The following is a 22830-nucleotide window of genomic DNA, read 5'->3' on the forward strand; positions in this document are numbered from 1 at the left end:
TCTCTGGCGTTGTTTCAGCGATTTCGCGTTAACGGCAAGATCGAAGAACTTTTATCATTATTAAAGTGATACTCTCACGATGGATTTTTCTTCCTTATCCGCCGGATGGCGCGAGCGGCAGCGAGCAGAGAGCACAGACGGCGTGTTCGTCCGGCGTAGCCTGCGAACATGGTCACACCTCCGAAGCGGGGAGTGACGAAGGTGCAGAATTTTTCTTGTGTTCCTTCGGCATTAACCGTAGAGTCACAGGGTAGGAAGCGGATACGTTTCCGGTGCATCATGGTGCATAACGCCGAAAAATGTTGGAGTTCCCATGCTGAATAAAGTCATGATTATAGGGCACTTGGGCGCGGATCCCGAACTGCGGTACACGCAGAGCGGTTCCCCGGTGGCGACGCTGCGCATAGCGACGGATGAATCGTACAACGACAAGGAGGGCAATCGGGTCGAACGCACGGAATGGCATCGCGTTGTCGTGTTCCAGCGGGCTGCGGAAAATTGCAATCAGTATCTGCACAAGGGCAGTCTCGTCTATGTGGAAGGCAGACTCCAGACCCGGAAATGGCAGGATCAGAACGGGCAGGATCGCTATTCAACGGAGATCCGTGCGGATCGGGTTCAGTTCCTGGATCGCCGCAACAGCGCGGAAGGCGATAGCGATAGCTACAGTGCGCCGCGGCCTTCCGTGCCCAGGCAGGGAGGTCAGCGCTCATTCAACCGCGCTCCCCAGCCGCAGCAGGACAGCTTTGAAGATAACGGCCCGGTCTTCCCCTCGGAAGTAAGCACCATGGATGACGTTCCCTTTTAAGGGGAGTCTTTCTGACCGGCCATAAGGAAGGACTGAACGATATCGAAAGGACGGCGTCAACGGGCGTCCGTCCTTTTCTGTGCCTTACTGCACTGAAAAAGGCACCTTGGCTGATGTACGGAAGTCCTGGGCGGTCGTCTGGTCTCTGGAAAAATATTTCGTTCATGCGGAGGTCGTCATGGAAAATGATGCGGAGCTGAGGCAATCGCTGAGGGAGTACCTTCGCTCTCTTCAGGATATGCTGGCGGGGGAAGCCGCAAAAGCTGGCTTTTTGAAAGATACGGTACGCAGTATTTCCGAGCTTTCCGCACTGGTGCGGCCGTTTTTTGAACAATGTGTGCGCGGATACCATGCCGGGAATAAGCAGGTGGATCCGCTGACGGTGCTGGGAGCCTGCTGTTTTGCCGGTGCTGCGGCCGCCAACATCTGGAATGCGGTAGGCGAAGAACTTCTCAGTGCGAATCTGTTTGCGCTTCTGGCACAGGAAAAGGGCATGAATCATCTGGAGGAAGCGGCTCTGGACATGGCCGGTATGCCGGGTGGAACCCCGGACGGAGACCGCTTCGCTGCCTGTGTCAAGGGAAATTGGAGCATCATGGCCCTGGCGGCATGGAGCGGAACCGCAAGAAACAGACCTGCCGAAGAGGCAATGCTCTTTCTTCAGAGTACGGCCCAGGTGCTTTTCGTCCTCGGGCAGGCCGTGGTTCTTGCACGGCTTGAGCCTCTGCTCCATGAGGAACAGGCATAACAGAGATGGCCTTTGTCTGCCGCGAGTGAAACCTTGGGTGCGTGCCCCGGCAGCGCCCCCATGCGCTACCTGTTCTTCAGAAAACCTGCCGGTACGCCGAGAGTTCCGACATTGGCCTGAAGGCAGCGGGCAGTTGAGCAGCTTAAGTCCTTGCCTGTGGCTTTTCCGAACAGGTTTTGTGTACCTGGTCGAACCGATAAGACAGGCTCTTCGGGGCATTGCGCCTGCGTTTTTTGTGAGTGGCTCCCATGCTTGTGTCCTTTGATAAGCCCGCCCTTCAGGCGAGGTGTGGTGACGATCAGCTTGAAAGATCGAGGCTCAAATCATCATTGCAAAAAGATGGCCATAGCTTTGAAGTCGCAGGATTCACGCTTGAAACAATGAGTTCGACCGGGAAGGGAAGGAAAAGTCTGATGTGGCGGGCTTATCCTTCGAGGTATCGGAAAAGCGCACAGCGGCCTTGCGGTGCTGAAGAAAGTTTTTTGAGATAAGAGAGCGGCGTACGTTAAACCCGCTATATTACTTAGAGGTTGACATATCGTCTATCCTATTGTTATTATTTATTTAACATAATGAGACAACAAAGGACTCTTTCTGAAATTAAAAAAGCGATTCAAGGACTTAGTTCTTCTGAAAGAGAAAAGCTTTTTTCTACTTTTGAAGTTTCTAATGCTACTAATATAATAATACACCAAATCCAAAAAGCTTTTTTATATTTATAATATTATCACAATTAAAATTTGAATTTTTCTACTTTTTGAATTGATTCTATTACTATATTCATAACTTCTATTTTATCATTTACAGTTGAGCATCTAATACTCCATCCTGTCGTATCATCTTGATATGTATAATTTGTAACTGTAAAAAATGATCCATTAATAATATTCTCCCTTATTTCAACGTCTTTTGTTAATTCTGGTATATTATAATTGTTTACAAAAGCTTGTAAAAATCCTTTTCTAGAACCTTTAGCATTAAAAATATTTGTAAGTCCAGAGTCAGATATTACAATTCCTCTAATGACATTATCCGATATAACAACTCCAAGCCCATTTGAAGACGTTAGAACTATTGCTTTATCTGGAAAAAGGCCTAAATAGTCTATAGGTACAGTTTTACACTTATAGCCTAAACGTTTAAAATTTTCCTCAGCTGTTGATTTTGTTTGTCCTAATTGAAATCCTTTAATATTTGGTCCACGTAATTCTACTGTTTGTGTTAAATTTAATTCTGAATAAGCTTTTGCAGTTGGTGTCACCGTAATATAAATTTCTTCAGCCTGTGATTCAAAAGGCATAGAAAATACCAAAAGTAGAAATACAAAGAAAGAAATAGTAGTTTTCATTTAAGTCTACCTCCTAAAGTGATGTTACATATGTAACCAAGATTACAAATGTGACACTGCTTAGTCAAGAAAAAAATTTGCTATTATCTATAAGATGAAAGACGAACGCGAAATTTATCAAGCTATCTCAGAATGTTTAGAAAAGCGGAGGCTTGCTCTCAATATCAACGACAACTGTCCATCCGTGCAGATATTATTCCAGTATATCTTCGAGAAGTGCTAAGAGGAGAATGTAAACCATCTGTTATCATATTAATGACACTTTTCTAAGTTATGGATATGAAAGCTTATGATTTATTCAAATAAATAGAAATCGCTTTGAATGAATTTTAATAGTCTTTTTTTAATATATTGTTTATATAAAATAAACAAAAATATATTAATTTTGAATAGTTTTTTGAGTTATTAAAAGAATTATAAATATTATAAATCATACAATATGATAAATTATATTCCTAAAAATAGAATGTTTTCAACCTCTAAGTAATACAGAGTGACGTTAAAAAGCCGTAACAGAAAAAGCACCTGCGATGAATTCACAGGTGCTTTTAAATTCTGGTCGGGATGACTAGATTTGAACTAGCGACCCCTTGAACCCCATTCAAGTGCGCTCCCAGACTGCGCTACATCCCGACTCTGAACCCTGAAAAGAACGTGGAGCTCATGAACAGAATTGAACTGTTGACCTCATCCTTACCAAGGATGCGCTCTACCAACTGAGCTACATGAGCGTTTCTTCGGGCGAAGAGATTAGTTAGCAGGATGCTTGCTGCCTGTCAAGCGTTGTTCGTGTTTTTCCGTGCAGAACTTTGGAAAAGGCCGCTAGCACTGGAACACGGCTGAATCGTGTGAAAATCCGGAGGAGAGGAAGATTCAAATTCGTGACAAAGCGTCAGCTTCCTGCAGTCCATCGGAATGTTTTCAGCTGGTTTCATGAGAAGATCGGAGAGCATGACAGAGCTGCCGTCAAAAACGTGCCAACGTTGTTTTTTTTGCTTTGGCACGTTCTCATTTCTCATGCGGAAGATTCTCATTTTTCATGTGCCCTCCCACACTCAGACATTCCATGGTTCTCTGGAGATTGGAACTAGGTGTTAAAACACACAAAAGAGACGAAAAGAGGTCAGATGCAGAACAAACACCTGACCTTTTGATGGTATTCTGGTGCGCCCGGCGCGAGTCGAACGCGCGACCTACAGCTCCGGAGGCTGTCGCTCTATCCAGCTGAGCCACGGGCGCATGATGACAAGGAACGTGGGGGAACTATGCCTTGCGGCCGGGTCTTTGTCAATGTTTTTCCCGCGCAGGATGTTCCGGTCAGCGTCCCATGCTGTTCAGGAATTCCTTATTGTTTTTGGTGCCCTTTATCTTGTCCAGCAGGAATTCCATGCTGTCGATGGGAGACATGGGAGCCAGAAGTTTCCGCAGTATCCAGACGCGGTTGAGCACCTCTTCGCCCAGCAGCAGGTCTTCCTTGCGGGTTCCGGTGCGGTTGATGTCGATGGCGGGGAAGACGCGCTTGTCGGAAAGATGGCGATCCAGATAGATTTCACAGTTGCCGGTTCCCTTGAATTCTTCAAAGATGACTTCGTCCATGCGGGAACCCGTGTCGATAAGAGCGGTGGCGATGATGGTCAGCGAGCCGCCGCCTTCGATATTGCGGGCCGCGCCGAAGAAACGCTTGGGCCGCTGAAGGGCGTTGGCGTCCAGACCGCCGGAAAGGACGCGGCCGCTGGAGGGCGTCACCGTATTGTAGGCGCGGCCGAGGCGGGTAATGGAATCGAGCAGGATGACCACGTCGCGCTTGCGTTCAACCAGCCGCTTGGCCTTTTCAAGAACCATCTCGCACACCTGCACATGGCGCTGCGGAGGTTCGTCGAAGGTTGAGCTGACCACTTCGGCCTTTTTGACCGTGCGCTCCATGTCGGTTACTTCTTCCGGGCGTTCATCGACAAGGAGAATGATGAGGTACACATCGGGGTAGTTGGCGTTGATGGCGTTGGCAATGGTCTGAAGCAGTATGGTCTTGCCGGTGCGGGGCGGGGCCACAATGAGGGCGCGCTGCCCGCGGCCGATGGGAGACATGAGGTCGATGATGCGTGACGACAGGTTCTTCGGGTCGGTCTCCATGCGGAGCTGCTGATCCGGATACACAGGGGTGAGGTTGTCGAAAAGAACCAGATGACCGGCGTTTTCCGGCGGCTCAAAACCGATTTCATTCACCCGCACCAGAGCGAAATAACGTTCTCCTTCCTTCGGAGGCCGGATCTGCCCGGACACGCAGTCTCCCTTGCGCAGGTGGTAGCGCCGTATCTGAGACGGGGAGACGTAGACATCGTCCGGCCCGGGCATATAGCTGCACAGCGGAGAGCGGAGGAAGCCGTAGCCGTCGGGCAGGATTTCAAGAACGCCGTCACTGTGGATAGCGCCGTTTTGCAAGGCACATGCCTGCAGAAGAGCAAAAATAAGCTCCTGCTTGCGCATGGAACTGGCGTTTTCCAGCTGATATTTTTCAGCCAGATCCATGAGATCCTGCATCTTGCGTGTTTTAAGTTCCGTAAGATTGAGGACGCTTTCATCAAGAATAGAAAGTGTGTCTTCGTTTTCAGGCTCGACAGGCGCTTTGCGTTTCCTAACGGGCATAGAGATACCACCATACAAAAGGGAGAAGGGTAAAGTAACGAGAAAAACCGGCAAAAAGCATCGCTGGGATCACATGGATCTCATCACGGAGCGAAAGAAAAGAGGGATAATCGAATGGGTAAGACATTCGATAGAGACGTCATACCTGTTTTTTTTCTTGTTGGCAAGAGTACACACAGAGAGACCCACGGAGAATTCACTTGCAGCGGGTGTTGGCAATATTGATGGCCCGTTCCGGCCCGTCGATGGCAAAGCGCAGGATCGCATCAACAACACGGGGGAAGGCTTCGGCCACGGCGTCCTTGTCGGCGCCGAAAAAGCGGCCCAGAACCCAGGAGTTGACCTGTTCCCGGCTTTGCGGCTTGCCTATGCCTACGCGCAGACGGTAAAATTCCGGAGTGCCCAGTCGCTGCTGGATGGATTTGATACCGTTGTGCCCGGCTGAGCTTCCTCCTTTTTTCAGCTTCAGACGGCCCGGGTCGAGGTCGAGATCGTCATGCACAACGAGGAGTTGTTCCGGCGCAAGTCCGTACCAGGCCATGATCGGCTGCACGGCATCTCCGCTGAGATTCATGAAGGTCAGCGGCTCAGCCACCAGCCAGGTTCCGCCGTTGGGGATACGGATACGCCAGAGCAGGGCGTTGAATTTTGTCCCGGAAAGCTGTTCCGGGCTTTGGCCCGTGCCCCGTTCCATTTCCTCAAGCAGAAGCTGCACCGACATGAAGCCGATGTTGTGCCGTGTGCCCTGATACTGGGGGCCTGGATTGCCAAGTCCGACGATGAGTCCGCTAAGATCCATTTTTTCTTTCTTTAGATGTGTCCGCAGATGTGTCCGTAAAAGGAAGAGTGGCAAGGCGAAAGAACGGGGAAAATGTGCGGCATACGGCTTTTTCTGTCAAGTGTTCCTTGGCAAGGGGGCGTGTCGAGTGCTAGAAAGAAGTTGCAACGATATTTTGGCGAAGAGGACAGAGTCACATCATGCCCAGGTTGTACCGTTTGGATATTGTGGTGACAGAGGAAGATTTTCCTCTGGCCGAGGCGCTCGTTTCCAGCGTAGCCGATGCCGGATGGGAGGAAGAATCTCTGACGTCCGGGGAGACGCTCCTGCGCTTTACAACGGAGCGGGAACAGCTCAGGGACGAACTTGCCGTGCGCATTTCTCAGGTGCTTCCTCAGGCCGGACTGTCCCGGAAAGTCCTTCCCGATCAGGACTGGCTTGCCGGTTGGCGCAGATTTTTCACACCGGTGGAGGCCGGAGATTTTCTCGTCCTGCCGCCGTGGATGAAGGATCAGGATCCAGGGGCGCGGACTCCCCTCGTCATCGAGCCGAAATCCGCTTTCGGAACCGGGCATCATCCCACCACGACCATGTGTCTGGAGGCCATCAGCCGTCTGCGCCTCACGGGCAGGCTCCGTGCGGGGCAGAGCTTTCTGGATCTGGGCACGGGTACGGGCATTCTTGGCATTGCCTGCGTGAAGCTTGGGCTTCATGGCCTTGGCGCGGACATCGATCCGCTGTCTGTCAGCAATGCTTTGGAAAACAGCGCGCTGAACGGCGTGGATCCGGAGGCGTTCGAGATTCGGGAAGGCAGCGTGGAGCTGGCGCAGGAGCGGACGTTTGACGTGGTCATCGCCAACATCCTTGCGGGACCGCTGCAGGAAATGGCCCCACGGCTGCTTGCCGCATTAAGACCAGGAGGCTGTCTCATCGTCTCCGGCTTTCTCGCCGTGCAGGTCCCCGGTATGCTGGAAGCCTACCGCGGCATGGGCGAACCGGCACGCCTTATTGTGCGCTCTTCGGCTGCGGATCCCACACGTTCTGCCAGTGCGGAACGTCCGGACGCTGACGACTGGGTCTGCTTCTTCTGGCCGAAAGTCTGAAAGGATTTGTTATTTCCTGAAAAGGATTTTCTGCAGGTCGGACACGGTAGCCACGCCGCGCTGTCCGGCGGTTCCCGGACAGAGTATCGGCGTATAGCCCAGCCGAAGCGCCTGCTTCATGCGTATCTCCTGACTGGACACCGGGCGGATCTGGCCGTTGAGATCGACTTCGCCCCAGAGGACGCAGCGTTCTGGGAGCGGAATGTCATAGAACGAGGACAAGACGGCTGCCACCAGAGCGAGATCCAGCCCAGGCTCCTGAAGTCTCATCCCGCCGCCGATTTTGGCGTAGATGTCCGCCTGCCCAAAATTGAGGCGCAGGCGTTTTTCCAGTACGGCCAGAAGCAGGTGGAGGCGGTTCACATCGAATCCGAGAGCCGTGCGGCGCGGGATGCTCAGGAAACTTCTGGTCGCCAGCGCCTGAATTTCAACGGCAAAGGGGCGCTGACCGTCCACCGCCATGACCACGGCCGTGCCGCTGAGTGAGGTGTCCCGTGCTCCAAGAAAGAACGTGGATGGATCCTCGACGAGCTGGAGACCGGAGCGTTCCATGCGGAAGATGAGCAGTTCCTGATTGGGTCCGAAGCGGTTCTTGAGTACGCGCAGCATCCGGAACATTTCCCGCCTGTCTCCTTCGAGGGAAATCACCGTATCCACAAGATGTTCGAGCAGACGCGGGCCTGCCAGGATACCGTCCTTGGTCACATGGCCTACGAGCACCAGCGTGGTGCCGGCGCGGCGGCAGCGTTCCACAAGCTCGGTAGCGACAGCTCTGACCTGGCTGACATTGCCGGGCAGCCCTTCGGCACTGTCCGAGGCCAGAGTCTGTACCGAGTCCACGATCATGAGGGCAGGCACAGCATCCGGGCTTTCCAGAATGGAGAACACGTCTTCCACGCGGCTTGTGGCGAGCGCAAGCAGCTTGTCGTGGAGAACGTCCAGACGTTCTGCGCGTCCCTTGATCTGCGGGAGTGACTCTTCACCGCTCACATAGAGTACGGTTTTTCCCTCACGGGCCACGGCTCCGGCGAGCTGGAGCAGCAGGGTGGACTTGCCGATGCCCGGCTCCCCGCTGACAACAATGGCCGCGCCGGGCATGAAGCCGCGTCCAAGGATGCGATCCAGCGCTTCAAGCCCGGTTCCGAAGGCGGAGAGTTCCTGCCCGGAAACATGCTTGAGCGGTAAAATGCCGTTTGTTCCGCCCGTTTTTCGGGAAGAGGCACGGCGCGGCTCCGGATCCATGCGCGTCAATTCCAGAGTGTTCCACGCTCTGCATCTGGGGCATTGGCCTTGCCATTGGGCGCTTTGCGCGCCGCAGGCACTGCATACATAGACTTCGCGGATTTTTGGCATAGGACGCTCGCGGGCGGGAGGAAGGGACGACTTTCCTTAATCATGTGACACGCATGATTTTTTTGAAACGCACTCAAGACGGTATGTGAGCGGATAAAAAACGGCTGCCCGTGGCTGAGTCACAAGGCAGCCGGATTGTGGTCGGGGGGGGCTATTTGCCGCTGAACATATTGATGCGGCGCAAATGGCGACCGCCGTCGAAAGGAGTGGACAGAAAGCGGTCTACCATGTCGGCGGCCAGTCCCGGGCCGGTGACGCGTTCGCCGAGGCAGATGATGTTGGCGTTGTTGTGTGCCCGTGCGTAGGTGGCGTGGTATTCGGTCGTGCAGACGGGGCGCGCATACCGGGGACGTGGTTCGCCGCCATGCTCATGCCGATGCCGGTTCCGCAGACAAGGATGCCGAAGGCCTTTTCATCCTTTTTAAGAGCGTCCGTCACAGCCTGCGCCTTGAGCGGGTAATCGCAGCTCGCGGGATCGGAGGGGCCGAGATCGTGAACGTCGCAGCCCTTATCCTTCAGATGTTTGACGAGAAAGGTTTTCAGGTTGAAGCCGCCGTGGTCGGAGGCAATGTAAATGGTGTCCATGCTAGTCTCTCCCATAGGTATTCAAAAGCGATCCGGCGGCTGGCGATCAAGCGGATAGATCGCAACGCCCGGGGGAATCTTCAGTTCCAGCGAAGACGCCGGCATGTCGGTTCCCGGACGGCGGTTCTTAACCAGAAGAACCATGCGCTGTTCGCCCTGCGTACTGAAAAGGACGCCGTCGAGCCTGTCGGGGCGTCCGGCCTTGTCATAGCGGGCGGTCAGCGTCCAGGAACCGGGCACGGTCCAGCGGACGGGAAGTGCCTGCTCGTCCAGTTCCAGCTCACAGCGCCGGCCGTTCAGCGTGACCGCATAGACGATGCCGCCGCTGCCTTCCGTGTGGTAGCGCTCAGGGGCTGAAGCGTCAAGAGCGGGGAGAACGCCCCCCGCGAGGAAATCATTGAGATCGTTCATGCTCATGGGAAGAGCCAGTCCCATGATTCTGCGCATGTTTTCTTCGGTTTCAAGTCCTTCGTAGGCTTTGCCCTCCCGCGGCAGGAAAAGGAGCATACGCCCTTGTTCGAAAAGCATATTGGCGACGTTTGTTCCCGTTCCAGCGTTCACACTGAGGCGGATGACACGGGTGTTTTCCTCCTCGGAACAGTCAGACCACAGGGTGTAGGTGACGCGCCTTGTATCGTTGACGGGGCCAAAACGCAGGCTTCCCGACAGCACATCATAGGCAAGGGGGCTGCCGGTACGCTGCTGGAAGAGCTGCCAGCGCAGGGCGGCTTCGCTGTCCGGGATGAGCGGCTGGCTTTTGGGGGCGCATCCGGCGAGGATGAGGGCAAGGAGACCGAACAGCAGAAAGCGACGTTTCATTTTTTTGTTTTCTCCAGTTTGGAGCGAACCCGTGCAGCGGACTCTTCGTCCCCCAGAAGGGAGAAGCGGGTCTCGGCTTCCTGCCAGGCCTCAAGCCCTTCGGCTTCGGCTCCTGCGGCCACGGCTATGTCTCCGTAATGTTCAAGCATGGTGGGGTCGGTTTCGTTCGGCTGCGTTCCAAGGCGTACCGCTTTCCGTATCTGTTTCAGGGCTTCGGCGGTATTGCCCATGCGGAAATGTACCCAGGCGAGGGAGTCGATGATGAAATCCGCCTTTGGCTGCAGAGACACGGCTTTTTCAATGAGCGTGAGCGCCCGGTCAAGATCGCGTCCTGCATCGGCGAGGTTATACCCCACGTAGTTGAGAGCAAAGGCGTTGTCGGGATATTTGACGACGATGTCTTCCATCATGGACAGAGCTTCTTCCCGGCGTCCTTGAAGTTCGCGCAGAAAGGCAAGCTGAAAATCCAGTTGTTCCTTGCCGGGGAAGTCCCGTACCGCTTTGGAGAGCAGGGCGTCTGCCTTGCCGTATTCCTGCTCCTGCATCCAAAGTTCCGAAGTCATGAGGATAACGTCGATGTCATTGGGGCGAAGTTCTCTTAGCTCGTTCAGTGCCTTTTCCGTCTTCCGTACGTCCTTTTTTTCGTGGGCTATGCTGGCCTTGAGACGCAGCGCCTTTTCGTATTCCGGGGAAACAGGGGGAACCCTGTCGAGAAGTTCAAGCGCCTTGTCCGTGTCGAGTCCGTTTTCATAAAGCAGCGCCCCGTGGTAGAAATAAAGTTCTCCAGGGGCATGGGGCTGTGTTTCCAGCTGTGAGAGCAGCCGTTCCGCAAGGGGAACCTGTTTTTCATCGAGAAGCATGGTCACGGCAGCCACGGCGAAGCGGACGCATTCCTGCGATTCGACGATACTTTCCACAGCTCCGTCCATATCGCCGCTGTGGAGCTGAAGGCGGATAAGAAAAAGCCTGGCGCTGCGGTTGGAGGGATCCGCAGCCAGAAGCTGCTGGTAAATGTCCAGAGCCTCCTGTCTTTTTCCCAGTTCTTCCTTGGTAAGCGCGAGAAGCTGCCACGCTTCCGCATAATCGGTATCGTCCCTGACCGCAGCGGCAAGTTGCTGTTCCGCCTCCGCAAAATGCCGGCCGGAGTTCAGCGCCTGCGCATAGGCAAAGCGTATTTGCGGCGTGAGCTGGTTCTGCGGGATTTTTCTGAAAATCGTCAGAGCTTGTTCTGTCTCTCCATTGCGAAGCAGGGCAAGCGCCAGTTCCGCCCGGGCCTGGCTGTTTCCCGGATGCCTCCGTGAAAATTCGCGGAGCAGTCGCAGCGCTTCTCCGGCACGTTCCTGCTGGATGAGGATATCGGAATGCAGAGAGAGAAGCGGCAGGTCTTCCGGCAGAGCCTTGATTGCACGCTCCGTCAGAGTTTCAGCGTCTTTGGCGTGGTCATGGGCCAGGAGCCAGACCGCCGCATCAATAATGGACTTGGAGGAAAGGGCGGCAGGTTCTTCACGGGAAGAGAGGAGCCTGTCGCAGGCGTCGAGGATACCTGCGCAGTCGTTGATGGCAAGGGCGCGGTCGAGTTTGAGCTGGGCGAAGATTTGCTCGGAGCGGGCGGAGGGAACGCTGCTTTCCATTCTGTTCAGAGGGAGCGGGCTGTCCGCCACAGGAAGTCCTTCATTTTTTCCGGTGGCCGTGCAGCCTGCGGGCAGCAGCATGACTCCCATGACCGTGAGGAGCGCGAATCTGGAGAGCGAAGCGCCTCGGTTGGGACTTTTTGGGAAGAAGCGGGAAAAAATGGTATAGGGCATGGCAGTTCCTGATGCGAAGGCCCGGAAAGGGCATGGGGGGGCAGTCGTTCAGAAGATGGGCGGGGACGGGTTCAGGAGGCAATCCAGTCCTCGGAAAAATCCTTGATTTTTTGCCGCAGGTGTTCCTTCAGTTTTTCCAGCAGACGGGCTTCCAGCTGGCGTATGCGTTCCCTTGTCACATGGTAGTGTTCGCCGATCTCCCGCAGGGTATCCGGTTCGTCCGTGAGCAGGCGGTGTTCCAGAATATACACCTCCTTTTCGGAGAGCGTGGGGATAAGTTCTGCGATACCGGCACGAATGATGTCGCTTATTTCTGTGCCGGCGAGGTGTTCTTCCAGTCCAGGCTCAAGAGCCGGCAGAAAGTCCATGCGGGAAGGACTTCCGTTTTCGTCGCTCACGGGAATATCGAGCGAAACGTCTCCAGCGTCAAGCCGCTGCTGCATCTCGATCACCTGATCCGGAGTGACACCCAGTTTCTGCGAGAGCAGGGAGGCGTCGGGGTCGAAGCCCTGAAGCAGGAGCTTCTGACGTTCCTTGTTGAGATTGTAGAACAGCTTGCGCTGAGCCTGTGTCGTGCCGAGCTTGACCATGCGCCAGTTGTCCATGATGAATTTGAGAATATAGGCCTTGATCCAGAAGGAAGCGTAGTAGGAAAACTTGATGCCCTTGTCGGGGTCGAATTTCTTCACGGCGCGCAGGAGACCGACATTCCCTTCCTGAATGAGGTCGAGGACGTTCTGCATCCAGCGGCGCTGGAAATCCATGGCAATGCGCACCACAAGGCGCAGATGGGAGGAAATGATGCGAAAGGCAGCCTTCGGGTCGCCCGTATCGCGCACGCTTCGCGCGAGGGCGAGTTCTTCTTCCGGCTCCAGCAGGGGAAATTTGCTGATTTCCCGAAGGTAGCTCTGGAGCGTATCGCGGACGGAGATGCTGGGCAGATTCCCCGAGGAAACGGCGGGAAGCCCGCTGTCCACATCGATAATCTGGCCGCCGCCGTGCAGGTCTCCGTGTTCCGGGAACGGCAGCTCATCGACAAGCTCTCCCTCAATGGACTGGTCGGAACCGTCCGCCATGAGTTCGGGAAATTCGTCTTCCAGTTCGGCGTCTTCAGAAGCGTCTTGAGAAGCGTCTTGGGAAGTGTCCTGGGAAGCGTCTTGGGCAGAAGCGGAGGTTTCGCCGTCCGGGGAGAGGCCGGGCAGGACGTAAGTTTTTTCTTCAGCAGCGTTGGCGGAGTCTGTTTTGTTTTCGGGAATAACTAGGGTATCCGCTGAGCTGCGGATTCCGCGCACAGGTTTCTTATTTGCATGGGAGGCCGCTTCGTCCTTGGGAGAAAGCGGAGCGGCCGAGCCTTTGTCAGAAGTTTTTGCCATACCTGAAATCCTTATACAGTCAAAACATTCGGGACCTCACTCCCGTTTGCCGCTTTTCAGCTTACAGTTTAAGGTTGGCGTTTTCAACGATTTTCAGTACACCTAAAGGAGTCCGCGGCACTTCCGGTCTGCGGACGCCTATGAAAGGGAAAAGAAGGAGTCCTTCATGTGTGGCATTTCGCTTCATGCAGCCCGCCGAGCGCTGTGCGTATTGCTTGCCGGCGCGTTTTTTGGTACGGCTTTGCCTTGCAGGGCCTGGGCTGACGAACCTGTCTCCGTGGCCGCGCCGGGCTACGGCGCTGCTTCTTCCACGCCTTCCGCTTCGTCTTCGCAGAACACGGGTTTGAAGGCCGTGCACACTTCAGAGCTTCTGGACGTGCTTGCCGCCGCGCACGGCAAGGTTATCCTGGTCAACTTCTTTGCTGCCTTCTGCGGCCCTTGCCGCCGTGAGATTCCCGAACTCATGCGCATGAGAAAGGAAATCTCCGAAGAAGACCTCGTGATCATTGGCGTGGCCATCGACGAAACGATCCGCGAGGCGGATGCCTTCGTCCGCAAGATGAAGATTGCGGACGCCTACCCCGTCTATTATGGCGGCGAGGAGCTGGCCCGTGCCTACCGCATTGACGCCATCCCGTTCAACGTCATTTACAATCGGGAAGGGCGCATTGAGGCAAGCGAGGCCGGATATGTGCCGAGCGTGGAAATGAAGCAGTTCCTCATGGGACTGATCAGGCGCTGAGGTTACGCCATGGAACTGAAGCCGGTATTCAGTGCGGACGCCATCCAGCGCCGCGTTCGGGAAATGGCGGCGGAGATCGATGCGCTGTACGGAGATGAGCCGCTCGTGGTCATCTGTGTGCTCAAGGGCGCATTTTTCTTTTTCAGCGACCTCGTGCGGGCCATGAACAAGGAAGTCGCCATCGACTTCGTGCGCCTGGCCAGCTATGGCAGCGGAACGGAGAGCAGCGGCCATGTCCAGCTCACCAAGGACGTGGAACTTTCGCTGGAAGGGCGTCACGTCCTCATCGTGGAAGACATTGTCGATACGGGAAGATCCATGGACTTCTTCATCAGTTGCTGCCAGGCGCGCGGCGCGGCTTCCGTCCGGCTGGCAGTGCTGATCGACAAGCTGGAACGGCGGGAAGTCTCGGTTCATACAGACTTCGCGGGCTTCTCTCTGCCTGGCGGGTTCCTTGTCGGCTATGGTCTGGATTGTGAAGAGAAATACCGGACGCTGCCCGCCGTTTACGAATTGACCGGGTGCTGACCTTGGCTTAAGATGAGGAAAGAGCGTCTGAGCTATACAGAAGGGGGATTGCCATGAATGTCACCTGTCCGCAGTGCGGAACCGTATATCGTCTGCCCGAAGGCGCGGCGAAGCCCGGAGCCAAGCTGCGCTGCTCCGTATGCCGTCACATCTTTCTGCTTCCCGAAATTCAGGAGGGAGACGGGTTCGGCGGCGGACTGTCGTTGGATGCTGCAAGTTCCCCGATAATGAAGGAACAGCGCGGGAACGGAGAGCTTGCCAGTGCTTTGGGGAACGTTCCCGGCGGAGACGGCGGTCTGTCACTTGCTGGCGGCGGGGAGACAGTGCGCGACAGCACGAGGTCCGCTTCAGTATCCAGCGGCCCGCTCTTGCCGGAAAACGGTCTTGATCTGGCTATCGGCGCCAACGCGCCCGCAGAGGAAGGACGGCAGGGGCTTCATCTTGACGGAGAAACTCACCCGTCAGGAGGCCTGGAGATGCCCCAAAGCCGGAAGCCCCGCTTCCAGGGGCTGTTCACAATGCTTCTTTGCGTGATCATGGTTGCCGGCGGCTGGTGGATGTGGGAAAATACCCCGTATCTGGACGGCTTCAAACAGCTTATCTCTCCATACACGAACGGAGAAAAACTGAACACGGAGGCAGCCTCTCCCGTAGCGGGACTGGACCTGAAGGACGTGCGTCAGTACTCCGTGCAGAACAAGAAGATCGGCAGCCTCATCGTCATCGAAGGCAAGGTACACAACGGCGCCTCATCAGCCCGCTCGTTCATCCGCGTGGAAGCGAGCCTCTGCAACAACAGGAAAGAGGTGCTGGCGTCCCAGAAGCAGCTTGCGGGAACAAGCATGAGCCCGTTCCAGCTTGAGGTGCTGGACAGGGAAGAGCTGGAAAACGCCTTGAACAGCAGGCTGGATATCGTTTCCGCAAATATGAACGTGCAGCCCGGGAGTGAGGTTCCCTTCATTGTCGTCTTCACGGATGTGCCGCAGGGAGCCAGCGACTACAACGTGAGCATCGTTGAAGCGGAAATCACCGGAAAGCCGGGCAACCTTACGGAATAGCGCCTGTTTTGTCTGCGCTCCTGCCTGTATGGCGGTCACGGCGGAAGTTTCGGGGACTTATTTCCAAAAACACTTGCCAAGCCTGCGAAACTGACGTATAGCACAGCTTGTTGGCCGAGGTAGCTCAGTTGGTAGAGCAGGGGACTGAAAATCCCCGTGTGGGCAGTTCAATCCTGTCCCTCGGCACCATGAAAAAATACAGGGATTACAGCTCGTTAGCTGCAATCCCTTTTGGTTTTAAGGAAAAACTGACCTGGCAGCTAAGGCCGCTTGTAAGCCGGAGAAAGAAGCGGAACCACCCTGCCACTGAGTGACAAGACAGTTCCGCTTGGACTGGTTACAGGCAAACACGAACGGTTTACGTCAGCGAGATTGTTTCTTACGCCGAAGCGGCAATCAGGGCGAACGGACTTCACATAGATCGGTATGTCCTGGAAATCCTCAAACTGACGGTAAAGCCGGATGACCAATTTTTAATTCTATGGGTTGTTTGATGCGCCACAATGACCTCCAGTTTTCATTTTGATGAACAATGCCCATCAAGGAATGCGTAAAAGAACTAGGCAAAGGCATACATGACAGTATCCAAAAAATTGTAAGAATGATGACGAAGATATATTTTATACTCAGGACAGAATTCTTTTACCTTTAGAGGAATTTCATAAATATCTTCAGGACGATGATATACACAGAGAGCTAATTTTGGCTTTGAATGTTGTATGAGTTTTTTTGCTCCATCCAGAGCGTCTATTTCAGCACCCTCTATATCCATTTTTAATATGGTACAGTCTTCTATGATATCATCTAGTCTAACAAGCTCGCATGGTTTACCATTCCCTGATGAAATAATTTCACATCCGTCAGATTCTCCTTCATATCCGCAAGTTGCCTTAGTGTTTTCTTTATAGACTCCTAGGTTATAAATATTAATTTTGTTTTGTAACTCTTGATTTAGTGAAGATACATTTTTTTTCAAGGTTATAAAATTTTTATTATCCAGTTCAAAGCAATATGCCTTATTGAATTTGCCATGCGTGCAATTTATGAAATCCATTAACGTATCACCGTCAAAACATCCACAATCACAGAAAGTGTCATCATTTCCACATTTCCATATTCCTGTATTGAAATATTCTCCTTCCGTATATAAATTTATAAAAGGAAGACCTGTAGGATATATTAATCCTGATAACATATTTTTAAAAACTAAACATGATTGTTCATCCTCAAAAATACTATAGGCACTTTCAATTTTATTCATGTTATCTCTAAGCCATTTGAAATCCGTGCCCTTGTTATAATAATGAAAGTGGAGTTCGCTGATGTGCATTGATGGAATATCCATAGCATCAAGCTGTTTTTTAATTTTTAAATAAAATTCAACGCCTGTAACTATTATGATAAATACAGGTATATGGTTACTTTTCATAACGCAAATTTCCTCAAGGGAAATGACTTTTCTGCCATTAACCGTTTTCCCCCAGTATTCGCTATTGTTATCAGATAAATAAGAAATAGTACATAATTTGTCTAACCTCTTCCATGTGTCTCGATAAAATTTGCCAAGGCCAAATGCAATGACTGTCTTATTTTTAAGCTTTTCTCTCCAGTTAAAAATTGAAACTTTGTCTTCCTTTTCTGAACGTTCTATAAGAAGTTCGATTTTGCTTGAGATTCTCTCTCTCTCTCTCTCTCTCTCTCTCTCTCTCTCATAAGATGCTCCTTTAATTTGACATGGTTAGAGGTCATAAACCCATGTGCCTGTTTCGGCACTTTAATCCGGCGTGTCACCAAGCATACAGTACGGTTTCGCCGATCGCACCGTCCAGATGGTGTTTGCAGCCAAAACAGTAATCAGGGCGGACAGACTTCAAGTACATCGGTATGGTCCAGAAATCCTCCAGTCGGTGGTAAAGGCAGACGGCCAGCTTCGGCTTGCAGCGGCGCAGGAAGTTTTCCGCGCCCTTCAATGCCCTCAGTTCCGCACCTTCGATGTCCATTTTTATGAGTGTCTGCTCCGTAAGGCCTTCGGCTTCAGCCAGAGCATCCAGCCGCACAGTCTGCGCCCATGCCTGATGAGCGGTCTTAAAAATACTGAAACTTTCCCCCGGACCAATTTCATCTTTCCCGTAGGCAAAGCCCGTGTCGTCATCCCACACTCCGGCATTGTGGCAGCGGATTTTACACCGTTCCTCTTCCGGCAGGGCCGAGACTGCGTCAAGGAGAGCCGTATAATTGCTGGGAGCGATCTCGAAGGCGTGTATCGCCCGAAAACGATGGTGGGCGGCTTCCAGAAAGCGCATAACGGTATCGCCGTTATACGCGCCGCAGTCGAGGAAGACGTCCTCTGAGCTGAGGGTGAAGAATCCATGGGAAAAATATTGATCATTGGTAAAGAGGTCGTGCAGGGAGGCTTCCGCATACTGAGGCGCGATGCGCCGGCAGAGCACGTTGGCATAGACACGGCGTGACCAGTCGTCCCCTAGCATGTCGTACACGTCAAGAATACGGTTTGTAGCAAACCATTCGCGTGACCGCGGCATTTCGCAGATCAATTCAAGACTCCAGTCCAGGAAGCTCAAACGAGGTACTCCCATAGCATCGAGCTGATTTTCAATCGCCTGGGGCTGTCCGACGAGAGGGATGGCCACGACGTCAGGCAGCGCGGCAAGTTCGTCCGGCGAAATGCAGGGAAGTCCATGCAGGATCTGGCCCCATTTTTGTGGGTTGTTGTCACAGACGTGGGTGACATGCAGGCGCTCCTTCAGCTTCCAGGGGTCAAGGGCTTCCTCAAAAAAACGTCCGGTTCCGAAGAGCACAACATTTTTTGCACGTTCCACAATATTCAGCTTGCTGAAGCTGCCGCTCTCCAGGGCACTGGCAACCGCCGTAGCCAGATTCTCTCTCTCTCTCTCTCTCTCTCTCTCTCTCTCTCTCATAAGATGCTCCTTTAATTTGACATGGTTAGAGGTCATAAATCCATGTGCCTGTTTCAGCTCTTTAATCCGGCTTGTTACCATGCGTACAGTACGGTTCCCCAAAACTCACCGTCGGAATGGTGTCTTACGCCAAAGCGGTAATCAGGGCGGACGGACTTCAAGTACGTTGGTATGGCCCAGAAATCCTCCAGTCTGTGGTAAAGGCAGACGGCCAGCTTCGGTTTGCAGCGGCGCAGGAAGTTTTCCGCGCCCTTCAATGCCCGCAGCTCTGCACCTTCGATGGCCATTTTTATAAGTGTCTGCTCCGTAAGGCCTTCGGCTTCAGCCAGAGTGTCCAGCCGCACAGTCTGTGCCCGTGCCTGATGATCCGTCTTGAGAATACTGAAACTTCCCTCCGGCCCCAGTTCTTCTTTCCCGTAGACAAAGCCCTTGTCGTCATCCCATACCCCGGCGTTGTGGCAGCGGATTTTACACCGTTCCTCTTCCGGCAGAGCCGAGACTGCGTCAAGGAGAGCCGCATAATTGCCGGGAGCGATCTCGAAGGCGTGTACCGCCCGAAAACGATGGTGGGCGGCCTCCAGAAAGCGCTTAACGGTATCGCCGTTATACGCGCCGCAGTCGAGGAAGACGTCTTCCGAACCGAGGGTGAAGAATCCATGGGCAAAGTATTCATCGTCGGTAAAGAGGTCATACAGGGAGGTTTCTACATACTGCGGTGCGATGCGCCGGCAGAGCACGCTGGCATAGACACTGCGCGACAGGTCGTCTTCCAGCATGTCGTACACGTCAAGAATGCGGTTTTCGGCAAACCATTCGCGTGACCGCGGCATCTCGCCGAGCAGTTCAAGAGTCCAGTCCGTGAAATTCAAGCGAGGTACACCCATAGCGTCGAGTTGATTTTCAATCGCCCGTGTCTGTCCGACGAGAGGGATGGCCACCACGTCAGGCAGCGAGGCAAGTTCTTCCGGTGAAATGCAGGGAAGTCCATGCAGGATCTGGCCCCATTTTTGCGGATTATTGTCACAGACGTAGGTGACATGCAGGCGTTCCTTCAGCTTCCAGGGTTCAAGGGCTTCCTCAAAAAAACGTCCGGTTCCGAAGAGCACAACGTTTTTTGCACGCTCCACAATATTCAGCTTGCTGAAGCTGCCGCTCTCCAGGGCACTGGCAACTGCCGCAGCAAGATTTTCTCTCTCCCGCTTTTTCTCGTTTTCTCTCTCTTTCAAGGGGTTCAATCTTAAAAAATTACCAGCAGTTAGTATGTTGGATGAATATCGAATGCAATATATTTTACATAGATCATACAACATTTTTGAAAATTCTTTCACCATATTTATTAATTCAACTCGCTTTGCTTTTATATTATGTTTTAATATTTGTATGGTTGCATGTGAAGCATACATATTTTTCATAATCTTATAATATAATTTTGTATTACCATTCCATGATTCAGGATATTGTTCAGTTGTATATATTACATTCATATCAATTCGTGTTACATATTTATTTATTTTTTTAATTTCATATCCATCCTTATTGAAAGAATCAGTATGAATAATATATAGCATATTAATGTTTTTTTTGGGAAATTTATTAGCTAATTTATAATATTGATCTAATAAATATTCATTATCAAATCCATTGTCGCGAGCAATAAATACGAAAAGTATATTTTTATTTTTATTAATTTCGCTATATAATCTATTTACTCTTCTTATATATCTATTTTTTACATCTTCAAATTGTTTTTCAAATGGTATTTTAGATGTAAAAGCATGTTTATACTGCAATCCAGTTCTTTTATTTACAATCCATAAATTCCATGTGTCGTTTTCTTGATTATTGCCTCTATTTTCAAAATCCTCAAAATTAAAAAAATTATTAAAATCATTACAAATTAAATCAACTTTTACGGATAAGCCTCCTTTTCCTGTAATTTCTTCAATAATTCCAGCAGACCAATCAAAAGGGTATGATTCTCTCTGTAAGGACAATCTTCTCAATGCAGTACTTGTAATACAATATTGTCCAAGTGAAACCACCAAATCATAATACTTCATAAAAAATCCCTCCGTATTGCTGTTAACGAGCGTAGCAGACAGTGTCCCATACGCAGTCCGAATGATGACGCAGGAAAAAACGGTATTCCTTGTTCAGGCTTTTTAACAGTAAAGGAACATTCCATAGATCGGAAAAATGGTGATAGCAGGAAATTGCGCACTTGGGCTTTTGCGTGGAGATCAATGTGCTGCTTCCTCGCAGAGCCGCCATTTCACTTCCTTCTATGTCCATCTTTATGAAAGTTATCCGTTTTCCCTCAAGGTCACGATCCAGGGGAACCAGTTCCACGGTCTGATCTCCATCCTTGCAGATACTTGTCCCGCCGCTGGAGCTTCCTCCTACGGAAACGGTTTCTTCCTTATCTGATACGCCTTTCGGGATGACAAATATCTTGTCGCTGTTTGGTGTTGACTCGGCGCAGGCTTTCAGTTTCAGAAAATTTTCCTTGTCGAATTCATACGCATAGACAGCATCGAATTGATTATCCACAGCGTCCAGGAAAGAACTCAGCGAGTCCCCGTCGAACGCTCCGGCATCGACAAGACATTCATGCTCACCTATATCGAAGATAGTCCTGTCCCAGTAGGAAGTGCCAAAGGGCATCAATTCGCCGTATCTTCGAGTAGAGTATTGAGGCGCTATGCGATTGCAGACAACGTCGGCAAATATATTTTTTGAAACTTCATCTTCAAAGAGACGATAGGCACGCAGCATATGTTCTTTTTGAGCTTTAAACCATGCTCCTTCCAGTTTATGATCAAAGACACTGAGTTCAAGATCTCCAAGCGTGCAGAAGGGGATTCCGTGCTGCCGGAGTTTTTCTTCCATGTCTTTCCAGTTCGAGTTCAGCAAAACCACAAAAGGATCGTCAAGTTCTGCCACCTGTTCAGGGGAGTACTCCGGCAGGTTCAAAAAGGAACCTTTCGGAGTCCCGCACAGCGCGGTAAGGTTAACAAGGCCGTTGTTCTTTACATAATTTTCAAAAAAATCCACGCTTCTTGGCGAAAATCCCCTGCTGGCGAAAACAAGATTTTTTGCAAACCTTGTCCTTTCCCTGTAATATTTTTCATGGTCATACATGGCATAATTTGAAGAGGCCGCGTACTCGAAGGCCGCAGAAAGCCGCTCTTCGTTTGTCATGGCCGCAAGAGAGTGGCTGCGGATGAAAACGGGGGGATCGCCAAGAGCGCTGCGAAAAATTTTCAGTGTCAGCATATCGGAGAGCACGTTGAACCCTGCCTTCTCTGCGAGAACTCGCAATTTTGCACGCAACACGTTGTTTCCGATGCAAATGATAATAGTACAGTTCTCTCTCTCTCTCTCTCTCTCGACTATCTTATCTGCTAATGGTGTGTAAACAGGTGTACCTTTGCAATATTTAATATTTTCCGCATTTTTATCCCAGAAGCATAAAACGTGCATATTATTACCTGCACAATATTCATATACTTTATTTCCAAGGTAATCAGCACCCCACAAAATGTATGCCGTATCATTCATACATGTTTCTCCTTTAAGGTTTGCGGCATTTTCGGAAGTTCCTCAGATGTTGCGCACGTTTTACCATGCGTACAGTACGGTTCCGCCGATCGTGCCCTTTTGATGGTGTTTGACGCCGAAGCGGTAATCAGGACGGACGGACTTCACATACATCGGTATGGCCCAGAAATCTTCCAGCCTGTGGTAAACGCAGACGGCCAGCTTCGGCTTGCAGCGGCGCAGGAACTTTTCTGCCCCCTTCAAGGCCCTGAGTTCCGCCCCCTCGATGTCCATTTTTATAAGCGTCTGCCCGGTAAAGCCTTCGGCTTCAGCCAGAGTGTCCAGCCGCATAGTCTGCGCCTGCGCCTGATGCTCCGTCTTGAGGATACTGAAACTTTCCCCTGTTCCCCGTTCTTCTTTCCCGTAGGCAAAGCCCTTGTCGTCATCCCACACTCCGGCGTTGTGGCAGCGGATTTTACTCCGTTCTGCTTCCGGCAGGGCCGAGACCGCGTCAAGAAGAGCCGTATAATTGCCAGGGGCGATTTCGAAGGCGTGTATCGCCCGAAAATGGTGGTGGACGGCTTCCAGAAAGCGCTTAACGGTATCGCCGTTATACGCGCCGCAGTCGAGGAAGACGTCTTCCGAACCGAGGGTGAAGAA

18 protein-coding genes, 4 tRNA genes and 1 pseudogene are annotated in these 22830 nt (G+C 52.0%); 7 read left to right on the forward strand and 16 right to left on the reverse strand.

What is annotated here, in order from left to right; translation table 11 throughout:
* The first annotated feature begins 313 nt into the window (after positions 1-313).
* Both Q0Z94_RS06460 and Q0Z94_RS06465 read left to right on the forward strand, forming a co-directional pair.
* Positions 314-808, forward strand: a complete 495-nt coding sequence (locus tag Q0Z94_RS06460) for a single-stranded DNA-binding protein (RefSeq protein ID WP_298068200.1) — start codon at positions 314-316, stop codon at positions 806-808.
* Positions 809-914: 106 nt separating this feature from the next.
* Complete coding sequence (locus Q0Z94_RS06465) at positions 915-1556, forward strand: hypothetical protein (RefSeq protein WP_298068201.1); 642 nt, start codon at positions 915-917, stop codon at positions 1554-1556.
* A 733-nt stretch (positions 1557-2289) separates the two neighbouring features.
* Here Q0Z94_RS06465 and Q0Z94_RS06470 read toward each other — a convergent pair.
* From Q0Z94_RS06470 to pth, 6 genes are all read right to left on the reverse strand, one after another.
* Complete coding sequence (locus tag Q0Z94_RS06470) at positions 2290-2904, reverse strand: hypothetical protein (protein WP_298068202.1); 615 nt, start codon at positions 2902-2904, stop codon at positions 2290-2292.
* 556 nt (positions 2905-3460) lie between these two features.
* A tRNA-Pro gene (locus Q0Z94_RS06475) sits at positions 3461-3537 on the reverse strand.
* A 22-nt stretch (positions 3538-3559) separates the two neighbouring features.
* A tRNA-Thr gene (locus Q0Z94_RS06480) sits at positions 3560-3635 on the reverse strand.
* Between the two features lie 431 nt (positions 3636-4066).
* Positions 4067-4143, reverse strand: a tRNA-Arg gene (locus Q0Z94_RS06485).
* 78 nt (positions 4144-4221) lie between these two features.
* Entirely contained in the window at positions 4222-5547 is a 1326-nt protein-coding gene (gene rho / locus Q0Z94_RS06490; protein ID WP_298068203.1) for a transcription termination factor Rho, read from the reverse strand.
* 196 nt (positions 5548-5743) lie between these two features.
* A complete protein-coding gene (gene pth, locus Q0Z94_RS06495; RefSeq protein WP_298068204.1) occupies positions 5744-6346 on the reverse strand; it encodes an aminoacyl-tRNA hydrolase in 603 nt (200 codons plus the stop codon).
* Between the two features lie 179 nt (positions 6347-6525).
* Here pth and Q0Z94_RS06500 point away from each other — a divergent pair, with 179 nt between their 5' ends.
* Positions 6526-7428: a 50S ribosomal protein L11 methyltransferase gene (locus Q0Z94_RS06500; RefSeq protein WP_298068205.1), complete on the forward strand. Its 903-nt coding sequence runs from the start codon at positions 6526-6528 to the stop codon at positions 7426-7428.
* Positions 7429-7437: 9 nt separating this feature from the next.
* Here the strand turns inward: Q0Z94_RS06500 and radA are convergent, their stop codons facing one another.
* The 5 genes and pseudogenes from radA to Q0Z94_RS06525 all read right to left on the reverse strand — a co-directional run bounded on the left by radA (position 7438) and on the right by Q0Z94_RS06525 (position 13066).
* Positions 7438-8781, reverse strand: a complete 1344-nt coding sequence (gene radA / locus Q0Z94_RS06505) for a DNA repair protein RadA (protein ID WP_298068206.1) — start codon at positions 8779-8781, stop codon at positions 7438-7440.
* Positions 8782-8932: 151 nt separating this feature from the next.
* Positions 8933-9366 (reverse strand): annotated as a pseudogene (gene rpiB, locus Q0Z94_RS06510) (ribose 5-phosphate isomerase B).
* Between the two features lie 21 nt (positions 9367-9387).
* Entirely contained in the window at positions 9388-10185 is a 798-nt protein-coding gene (locus Q0Z94_RS06515; protein ID WP_298068207.1) for a hypothetical protein, read from the reverse strand.
* Positions 10182-11990, reverse strand: a complete 1809-nt coding sequence (locus Q0Z94_RS06520) for a tetratricopeptide repeat protein (protein WP_298068208.1) — start codon at positions 11988-11990, stop codon at positions 10182-10184. The genes Q0Z94_RS06515 and Q0Z94_RS06520 overlap by 4 nt, the downstream gene beginning before the upstream one ends.
* Before the next feature lie 71 nt (positions 11991-12061).
* Positions 12062-13066: an RNA polymerase factor sigma-32 gene (locus Q0Z94_RS06525; protein WP_298068217.1), complete on the reverse strand. Its 1005-nt coding sequence runs from the start codon at positions 13064-13066 to the stop codon at positions 12062-12064.
* 463 nt (positions 13067-13529) lie between these two features.
* Here Q0Z94_RS06525 and Q0Z94_RS06530 point away from each other — a divergent pair, with 463 nt between their 5' ends.
* The 4 genes from Q0Z94_RS06530 to Q0Z94_RS06545 all read left to right on the forward strand — a co-directional run bounded on the left by Q0Z94_RS06530 (position 13530) and on the right by Q0Z94_RS06545 (position 15880).
* Positions 13530-14105 carry a TlpA disulfide reductase family protein gene (locus Q0Z94_RS06530; protein WP_298068209.1) on the forward strand — a complete coding sequence of 192 codons (576 nt, stop codon included), beginning with the start codon at positions 13530-13532 and terminating at the stop codon, positions 14103-14105.
* A gap of 9 nt (positions 14106-14114) precedes the next feature.
* Positions 14115-14633 carry a hypoxanthine phosphoribosyltransferase gene (gene hpt, locus Q0Z94_RS06535; RefSeq protein WP_298068210.1) on the forward strand — a complete coding sequence of 173 codons (519 nt, stop codon included), beginning with the start codon at positions 14115-14117 and terminating at the stop codon, positions 14631-14633.
* Between the two features lie 53 nt (positions 14634-14686).
* Positions 14687-15691: a DUF3426 domain-containing protein gene (locus Q0Z94_RS06540; RefSeq protein WP_298068211.1), complete on the forward strand. Its 1005-nt coding sequence runs from the start codon at positions 14687-14689 to the stop codon at positions 15689-15691.
* Between the two features lie 113 nt (positions 15692-15804).
* Positions 15805-15880: transfer RNA gene (locus tag Q0Z94_RS06545), tRNA-Phe, on the forward strand.
* Positions 15881-16250: 370 nt separating this feature from the next.
* Here the strand turns inward: Q0Z94_RS06545 and Q0Z94_RS06550 are convergent.
* The 5 genes from Q0Z94_RS06550 to Q0Z94_RS06570 form a co-directional block, all read right to left on the reverse strand.
* Positions 16251-17120: an FkbM family methyltransferase gene (locus tag Q0Z94_RS06550; RefSeq protein ID WP_298068212.1), complete on the reverse strand. Its 870-nt coding sequence runs from the start codon at positions 17118-17120 to the stop codon at positions 16251-16253.
* Positions 17121-17478: 358 nt separating this feature from the next.
* On the reverse strand, positions 17479-18630 hold the full coding sequence (locus tag Q0Z94_RS06555; RefSeq protein WP_298068213.1) for an FkbM family methyltransferase: 1152 nt from the start codon (positions 18628-18630) through the stop codon (positions 17479-17481).
* Between the two features lie 74 nt (positions 18631-18704).
* A complete protein-coding gene (locus Q0Z94_RS06560; RefSeq protein WP_298068214.1) occupies positions 18705-20690 on the reverse strand; it encodes an FkbM family methyltransferase in 1986 nt (661 codons plus the stop codon).
* 22 nt (positions 20691-20712) lie between these two features.
* Positions 20713-22191, reverse strand: a complete 1479-nt coding sequence (locus Q0Z94_RS06565; protein WP_298068215.1) for an FkbM family methyltransferase — start codon at positions 22189-22191, stop codon at positions 20713-20715.
* Between the two features lie 60 nt (positions 22192-22251).
* Positions 22252-22830: FkbM family methyltransferase (locus tag Q0Z94_RS06570; protein WP_298068216.1), on the reverse strand; the 579-nt coding region annotated here is incomplete at its 5' end.

Source organism: uncultured Mailhella sp. (assembly GCF_947631555.1).
Classification (GTDB): Bacteria; Desulfobacterota; Desulfovibrionia; order Desulfovibrionales; family Desulfovibrionaceae; genus Mailhella.

What these genes read in the sequence shown, in the direction of transcription:
- Q0Z94_RS06530 (WP_298068209.1), top strand. Translation starts at nt 13,530, where the DNA reads ATGTGTGGCATTTCGCTTCATGCAGCCCGCCGAGCGCTGTGCGTATTG.
- Q0Z94_RS06500 (WP_298068205.1), top strand. Translation starts at nt 6,526, where the DNA reads ATGCCCAGGTTGTACCGTTTGGATATTGTGGTGACAGAGGAAGATTTT.
- radA (WP_298068206.1), bottom strand. Translation starts at nt 8,781, where the DNA reads ATGCCAAAAATCCGCGAAGTCTATGTATGCAGTGCCTGCGGCGCGCAA.
- Q0Z94_RS06550 (WP_298068212.1), bottom strand. Translation starts at nt 17,120, where the DNA reads ATGAAAAGTAACCATATACCTGTATTTATCATAATAGTTACAGGCGTT.
- Q0Z94_RS06565 (WP_298068215.1), bottom strand. Translation starts at nt 22,191, where the DNA reads ATGAATGATACGGCATACATTTTGTGGGGTGCTGATTACCTTGGAAAT.
- pth (WP_298068204.1), bottom strand. Translation starts at nt 6,346, where the DNA reads ATGGATCTTAGCGGACTCATCGTCGGACTTGGCAATCCAGGCCCCCAG.
- Q0Z94_RS06525 (WP_298068217.1), bottom strand. Translation starts at nt 13,066, where the DNA reads ATGGCGGACGGTTCCGACCAGTCCATTGAGGGAGAGCTTGTCGATGAG.
- Q0Z94_RS06520 (WP_298068208.1), bottom strand. Translation starts at nt 11,990, where the DNA reads ATGCCCTATACCATTTTTTCCCGCTTCTTCCCAAAAAGTCCCAACCGA.
- rho (WP_298068203.1), bottom strand. Translation starts at nt 5,547, where the DNA reads ATGCCCGTTAGGAAACGCAAAGCGCCTGTCGAGCCTGAAAACGAAGAC.
- Q0Z94_RS06460 (WP_298068200.1), top strand. Translation starts at nt 314, where the DNA reads ATGCTGAATAAAGTCATGATTATAGGGCACTTGGGCGCGGATCCCGAA.
- Q0Z94_RS06555 (WP_298068213.1), bottom strand. Translation starts at nt 18,630, where the DNA reads ATGAGAGAGAGAGAGAGAGAGAGAGAGAGAGAGAGAGAGAATCTGGCT.
- hpt (WP_298068210.1), top strand. Translation starts at nt 14,115, where the DNA reads ATGGAACTGAAGCCGGTATTCAGTGCGGACGCCATCCAGCGCCGCGTT.
- Q0Z94_RS06540 (WP_298068211.1), top strand. Translation starts at nt 14,687, where the DNA reads ATGAATGTCACCTGTCCGCAGTGCGGAACCGTATATCGTCTGCCCGAA.
- Q0Z94_RS06515 (WP_298068207.1), bottom strand. Translation starts at nt 10,185, where the DNA reads ATGAAACGTCGCTTTCTGCTGTTCGGTCTCCTTGCCCTCATCCTCGCC.
- Q0Z94_RS06560 (WP_298068214.1), bottom strand. Translation starts at nt 20,690, where the DNA reads ATGAAGTATTATGATTTGGTGGTTTCACTTGGACAATATTGTATTACA.
- Q0Z94_RS06470 (WP_298068202.1), bottom strand. Translation starts at nt 2,904, where the DNA reads ATGAAAACTACTATTTCTTTCTTTGTATTTCTACTTTTGGTATTTTCT.